General features: G+C 68.6%; 7 protein-coding genes and 1 tRNA gene. 6 read left to right on the top strand and 2 right to left on the bottom strand.

The features are described 5' to 3' along the window. The first annotated feature begins 1 nt into the window (after window position 1). The 3 genes from AC6RA4_RS22455 (at window position 2) to AC6RA4_RS22445 (ending at window position 2,856) form a co-directional block, all read left to right on the top strand. Window positions 2-1,024: a UDP-N-acetylglucosamine--N-acetylmuramyl-(pentapeptide) pyrophosphoryl-undecaprenol N-acetylglucosamine transferase gene (locus AC6RA4_RS22455; protein ID WP_500164093.1), complete on the top strand. Its 1,023-nt coding sequence runs from the start codon at window positions 2-4 to the stop codon at window positions 1,022-1,024. 29 nt (window positions 1,025-1,053) lie between these two features. Continuing rightward, window positions 1,054-2,457 (top strand): UDP-N-acetylmuramate--L-alanine ligase, encoded by a 1,404-nt coding sequence (gene murC / locus AC6RA4_RS22450; protein WP_500164095.1) that lies wholly within the window; start codon window positions 1,054-1,056, stop codon window positions 2,455-2,457. A gap of 144 nt (window positions 2,458-2,601) precedes the next feature. Continuing rightward, a complete protein-coding gene (locus tag AC6RA4_RS22445) occupies window positions 2,602-2,856 on the top strand; it encodes a DUF2484 family protein (RefSeq protein WP_500164092.1) in 255 nt (84 codons plus the stop codon). Window positions 2,857-2,898: 42 nt separating this feature from the next. Here the strand turns inward: AC6RA4_RS22445 and AC6RA4_RS22440 are convergent, their stop codons facing one another. Next, entirely contained in the window at window positions 2,899-3,930 is a 1,032-nt protein-coding gene (locus AC6RA4_RS22440) for a zinc ABC transporter substrate-binding protein (RefSeq protein WP_500164090.1), read from the bottom strand. Window positions 3,931-4,016: 86 nt separating this feature from the next. Here AC6RA4_RS22440 and AC6RA4_RS22435 point away from each other — a divergent pair, with 86 nt between their 5' ends. Genes AC6RA4_RS22435 through AC6RA4_RS22425 form a run of 3 tightly spaced genes read left to right on the top strand, consistent with a single transcriptional unit; the run spans window position 4,017 to window position 6,079 of the window. Continuing rightward, complete coding sequence (locus tag AC6RA4_RS22435) at window positions 4,017-4,496, top strand: Fur family transcriptional regulator (RefSeq protein ID WP_500164088.1); 480 nt, start codon at window positions 4,017-4,019, stop codon at window positions 4,494-4,496. Further along, a complete protein-coding gene (locus AC6RA4_RS22430) occupies window positions 4,493-5,290 on the top strand; it encodes an ATP-binding cassette domain-containing protein (RefSeq protein ID WP_500164086.1) in 798 nt (265 codons plus the stop codon). The genes AC6RA4_RS22435 and AC6RA4_RS22430 overlap by 4 nt, the downstream gene beginning before the upstream one ends. Then, window positions 5,291-6,079, top strand: coding sequence for a metal ABC transporter permease (locus tag AC6RA4_RS22425; protein ID WP_500164084.1), 789 nt, complete (start codon window positions 5,291-5,293; stop codon window positions 6,077-6,079). A 115-nt stretch (window positions 6,080-6,194) separates the two neighbouring features. Here AC6RA4_RS22425 and AC6RA4_RS22420 read toward each other — a convergent pair. Then, a tRNA-His gene (locus tag AC6RA4_RS22420) sits at window positions 6,195-6,271 on the bottom strand. Between the last annotated feature and the right edge of the window lie 6 nt (window positions 6,272-6,277).

The raw sequence follows: 6,277 nt of genomic DNA, 5'->3' as shown, positions 1-6,277 counted from the left end.
CGTGCGCCTGTCCACCGATCCGCGCGGCGCGCGTTATACCGGCGGCTTTCCCCATTCCACCGAGATCGAAGAGGTCAACTCGGCCACCTTCGCCCGCGGCGGGGCGCTCGCAAAGCTCGGCGTGCCGTTCCGCATCGCCGGCGGGGTGCTGTCGATGATGCGGCGTTTCCGCCGCGACCGGCCCGACGTGGTGGTGGGCTTTGGCGGCTATCCCTCGATCCCGGCGCTGGGGGCGGCGCAGCTGATGAAGCTGCCGCGGATGATCCACGAGCAGAACGGCGTGCTGGGCCGGGTCAACGAGATCTTCGCCAAGAAGGTCGACTGCGTCTGCTGCGGCACCTGGCCCACGCAACTGCCCGAGGGTGTCGAGGGCGTGCACACCGGCAATCCGGTGCGCATGGCGGTGAAGGAGCGCGCCGGAGCGGGCTATATCGTCCCGGGCGACTACCCGATGTCGCTGCTGGTGATCGGCGGCAGCCAGGGCGCGCGCATCCTGTCGGACATCGTACCCCCGGCCATCGAGCGCCTGCCGATGGAGATCCTGCGCCACCTGCGCGTCAGCCACCAGGCGCGCGACGAAGATGGTCAGCGGGTTTCGGAGTTCTATCATCAGCACGGCATCGACGCCGACGTGCAGCCCTTCTTCACCGACATCCCCTCGCGCATGTCGGAAGCGCAGCTGGTGATCTCGCGCTCGGGCGCCTCGTCGGTGGCGGATATCTCGGTGATCGGGCGGCCGTCGATCCTCGTGCCTTATGCGGTGGCGGCGGGCGACCACCAGACGGTGAACGCCCAAGGCCTCGTCGATGCGGGTGCCGCGATCCGCATGCCCGAGAGCAAGCTCAGCGTCGACAGCATGTCCGAGGCCATCGCCGCGGTGCTGGGCAATCCCGAGGGCGCGCTGCAAATGTCGCGCGCGGCGCTCTCGGTGGCGAAGCCGAACGCGGCGGAGCATCTCGCGGCTCTGGTCGAACATCTCGCGGGGATGGGTCAGGAACAGGCAGCAGAGGACGGGCAGGCATGAAACACGAACGCAAAGATGCAGGGGGCATGATGAACGCCGCAACCAAACTTCCCGGCGATGTCGGGGCGATCCATTTTGTCGGCATCGGCGGCATCGGCATGTCGGGCATCGCCGAGGTTCTGCTCAATCATGGCTACACGGTGCAGGGCTCCGACCTGAAGGCGTCGAAGATCACCGAGCGGCTGGAAAGCCTCGGTGCGCATGTGTTCGAGGGCCAGCGGGCCGAGAATCTCGAGGCCGCCGAGGTGGTGGTGATCTCCTCGGCGATCAAGCCCGGCAACCCCGAGCTCGACGAGGCGCGGCGGCGTGGCCTGCCGGTGGTGCGCCGGGCCGAGATGCTGGCCGAGCTGATGCGGCTGAAATCCAACGTCGCGGTGGCCGGCACCCACGGCAAGACCACCACGACGACGATGGTGGCGACGTTGCTCGACGCCGGCCAGCTCGATCCCACGGTGATCAATGGCGGCATCATCCACGCCTACGGCTCGAACGCCCGCGTGGGTCTCGGCGAGTGGATGGTGGTCGAGGCCGACGAGAGCGACGGCACCTTCAACCGCCTGCCGGCGACCATCGCCATCGTCACCAATATCGACCCCGAGCACATGGAGCACTGGGGCTCGATCGAGAACCTGCGCGACGGCTTCTATCAGTTCGTCTCGAACATCCCGTTCTACGGGCTGGCGGTGTGCTGCACCGACCATGCAGAGGTGCAGGCGCTGGTGGGCCGGGTCAGCGACCGCCGGGTGACCACCTACGGCTTCAACGCGCAGGCCGATGTGCGCGCGGTGAACCTGCGCTACGAGAAGGGCATCGCCCATTTCGACATCCTGCTGCAGGGCGAAGACAGCAAGATCGAGGGCTGCACCCTGCCGATGCCGGGCGACCACAACGTCTCGAACGCGCTGGCCGCGGTGGCGGTGGCCCGCCATCTCGGCATGGCGCGCGAAGAGATCCGCGCGGCGCTGGCGGCCTTTGGTGGCGTCAACCGCCGCTTTACCCGCGTGGGTGAAGTCAACGGCGTGACCATCATCGACGATTACGGCCACCACCCGGTCGAGATCGCGGCGGTGCTCAAGGCGGCGCGCCAGGCCAGCGAGGGCCGGGTCATCGCGGTGCACCAGCCGCACCGCTATTCGCGCCTGCACTCGCTCTTCGACGATTTCTGCGCCTGCTTCAACGAGGCCGACGTCGTCGCCATCGGCGATGTCTATGCCGCCGGCGAGGACCCGATCGAGGGCGCCAGCCGCGACGATCTCGTCGCCGGTCTGATCCGCCACGGCCATCGCCACGCCCGCGCCATCCACGACGAGGACGATCTCGAACGTCTGGTGCGCGAGCAGGCGCGTCCCGGCGACATGGTGGTCTGCCTTGGTGCCGGCACGATCTCGACCTGGGCCAACAACCTGCCCGACCGCCTGCGCGGCGAGGTCTGAGCGGGCAAAGATTTTTCGTCCGAAAAATCTTTAGCGCCGGCGGGGAGGACAGGAATTTTCGGACGAAAATTCCTGTGTCTTCCGCTTGCAGGGGGCGGGAGTGCGGGGCAGGTTGGCCGGAAGGTCACCGCAAAGGATCGCCGTATGCCCGTCTCGCTCATGCTTGCCTGCGCCTGGGGCATCGTCGCCAATCTCGCGGCAATGCTGCCCTCGCGCGACAACCACTGGACCCGCGCCTACCTGCTGATCGCCAGTGGCCTGCCGATCCTGGCCTACGTGGTCTGGGAGAGCGGGCCTTGGCTGGGGCTGGTGGTGCTGCTCGCGATGATGAGCGTGCTGCGCTGGCCGGTGCTCTATCTCTGGCGCTGGCTGCGTGGACGCTTCCGCCCCGGCGCGTGACAAAGGGGGGCGCGCGGCCCCCCTTCATCAGAATTTACCGGTTCAGTCGGCGGCGCAGTCGGCGATGCGGCCCGCGAGATCCTCGATCAGCGCCGGGTAGAAGCTCGCACCGGGTGCGAGGCTCATGCCCAGCGGGTCGAGCTCGGCCACGGCCACCTCGCTGCCCTCGGTCACCGCCTTGATCAGGCGCGGGTCGAACTGCGGCTCGGCGAAGACGCAGGTGGCGCCGGTTGCGGCGATGGCGTCGCGCAGTTCGGCGAGGCGTGCCGGGCTCGGGGCGGTGGCGTCGGAGAGCTGAAGGGCGCCGAGCACGGTGAGGCCGAAGGCGTGCTCGAAATACTGGTAGGCATCGTGGAACACCACGAACCGGTCGTCCCGCGTCTCGGCCAGCCGCTGGCGCGCGGTCGCAACGGCGGCGTCGATATCCGCCTGCGCGGCCTCGGCATTGGCGCGGTAGGCGCCGGCATTCCCGGGATCGGCCTCGGCCAACGCATCGGCGATCAGGCCAAGCCAGGCGCGGGCATTGGCGGGCGACAGCCAGACATGCGGATCTTCGGGGCCGTGATCGTGGCCATGGGCGTCGCCGGTGTGGTCTTCGTCGTGATCCGCGTCGGCATGGTCTTCGTGATCGCCGTGGTCGTGATCGTCATGCTCGTGCTCGTCGTCGTGATCCTCGTGCGCGTGGTCGTCCTCGTGCGCATCCTCTTCGTGGTCATGATCGTGCTCGAACAGCGCGCCGTCGCGGCTCGCGAGGTGGGTTGTGACGTCGGCGTCGAACAGCTCCAGCACCGTGGCGTCTCCGGCGATGGCGTCGATCTTGCGGCCGATGCCCGGCGACAGCTCGGCTCCGATCCAGACCACCAGATCGGCGTTCTGCAGGCTGCGCGCCTCGGAGGGGCTCAGCGCGTGATCATGCGGCGAGGCCCCCTGCGGCACCAGCAGCCCGGGCGCGCCCAGATCGCCCATCACCGATGCGACCAGCCCCTGAACGGGGGCGATGTCGGTCACGGTCCGGGGCGCTTCGGCACAGAGCGGCGTGGCCAGAAGGAGCGCGGGGAGGAGCGGTTTCAGCATCATGGTCATCTCGTTATAGTATAACATCGCAGGCTTGATAGTCGCGACGCTATAACATATCAACCCCTGAAATGACGGAGGTTGCCATGGACGCGCTCGGGTTCACCCACCACGATCACCAGCATTGCATCTCGCAGGCGATGAGCGCTGCCGAGGAGACCTGCGCCGAGCAGGGGCTCCAGCTCACGCCGCAGCGCCGCCGGGTGCTCGAGATCCTGCTCGAGGAGCACCGCGCCATGGGCGCCTACGAGTTGCTCGACGTGCTGCGCGCCGAAGGCATGGGGGCGCAGCCGCCCACGGTCTACCGGGCGCTCGACTTCCTCGTGAGCAACGGCTTCGCGCACAAGATCGAGCGGCTCAACGCCTTCGTCGCCTGCGCCCATCCCGGTGAGCGCCACGCACCCGCCTTCCTGATCTGCTCGGACTGCGGCGCGGTGGCCGAGATGCCCTCGCGCGAGATCGCGCAGGCGGTGCGCAAGTCCGCCGGCACGCTCGATTTCGAGGTGGCGCGGATGGTGATCGAGGCCGAGGGGCGTTGCCCCGATTGCCGGAAGGCGGCGGCATGAACCTGATCGAGGCGCAGCGTCTCGAGGTCACGCTCGGCACCCACAAGGTGCTGAGCCATGTCGATTTCCACGTCGCCCCGGGCGAGATCGTGACCATCGTGGGCCCGAACGGATCCGGCAAGTCGACACTGCTGCGCACGCTGGTGGGCGCGCTGCGCCCGGATGCGGGCAAGGTGACCCGCAAGCCGGGCCTGCGGCTGGGCTACGTGCCGCAGAAGCTGATGATGGATCCGACCCTTCCGATGACGGTGATGCGCTTCCTGTCGCTGCCGAAGCGCGTGCCGGCGGCAGAGCGTCAGGCGGCGCTCGACGAGGCCGGGGCTGGCGCCCTCGGCGACCGGCCGATGGCGGGGCTCTCGGGGGGGCAGTTCCAGCGCGTGTTGCTGGCGCGCGCCTTGCTCGAAAAGCCCGACGTGCTGCTGCTCGACGAGCCCACGCAAGGCCTCGATCAGCCGGGCTCGGCGGCGTTCTACCGGCAGGTCGAGCACATCCGCGAGCATCTCGGCTGCGCCGTGGTGATGGTCAGCCACGAGCTGCACGTGGTGATGAGCGCCTCCGACCGGGTGGTGTGCCTGAACGGCCATGTCTGCTGTCAGGGCCACCCGGAAGTGGTGGCGCAGGCGGCGGAATACCGGGCGCTGTTCGGCACCGGCACCGCCGGTGCGCTGGCGCTTTATCGCCACGAGCACAGCCATCGCCACGATGCCGGCTGCGATCACGATCACGCCCATGATCACGGGCACAGCCACGCCCACACCCACGACCACGCGCATCCCCGTTCGGAGGTAAGCTGAATGCTCGACGATTTCCTTGTGCGCGCCGCGCTGGCGGGGCTGGGGCTTGCCCTCGCGGCGGCACCGCTGGGCTGCTTCGTTGCGTGGCGGCGCATGGCCTATTTCGGCGATGCCACCGCGCACGCGGCCATCCTCGGTGTGGCGTTGTCGCTTGCCCTGTCGCTACCGGTTGTGGCAGGCACCATGGTGGTGGCGCTGATGATGGCCTTCCTCGTCGGCTCGCTCACCGACCGGGGGCTGGCGATGGACACGGTGCTGGGCGTTCTGGCCCATAGCGCGCTGGCCTTCGGCCTCGTGGCGGTGACTTTCGTGCCCGGCGTTCGGCTCGACCTCTCGGCCTATCTGTTCGGCGACATCCTCGCGGTGACCAAGACCGACCTCGCGGTGATCTGGGTCGGGGCAGGGGCGGTGATCGCGCTGATCGCGTGGCGCTGGCAGGCGCTGCTGACGGCCACGGTCTCGCCGGATCTGGCCTATGCCAGCGGGCTCGACCCCCGGCGCGAGCAGCGCATCCTGACGCTGGCGCTGGCGCTCACCGTGGCGGTGGCGATCAAGGTGGTGGGGGCGCTGCTGGTCAGCGCCATGCTGCTGATCCCCGCCGCCGCCGCCCGGCCTCTGGCGCGCAGCCCCGAGGGCATGGCGCTGATCGCCGCCGGCATCGGCGCGACGGCGGCGCTGTCGGGGCTCTGGGGTGCGTTCCTTCTCGACACGCCGGCGGGCCCGTCGATGGTCAGCGCCGCAGCGCTGCTTTTTGCGCTCACGAGCGCGGTGCGACTTCTGAAGAAATAAGCGCGGCGCCAATCGGGGCGTCGCTGCGATTCGCACGACCAGCGATGCGCCAGTGCGCCTCGGTGTAAGAGGCGGTAACACCGTGTTCAGACGTCGAAATCCAGGAGGGGGAGGGTGGTACCGCCTTCCCGGTTCGAACGGGAGACCTCTTGATCCACAATCAAGCGCTCTAACCTACTGAGCTAAGGCGGCACGTTG

This window comes from Salipiger sp. (genome assembly GCF_059781815.1).
Note: the sequence above shows the minus strand (reverse complement) of the source record. Positions and strands in the feature narration are given on the sequence as shown.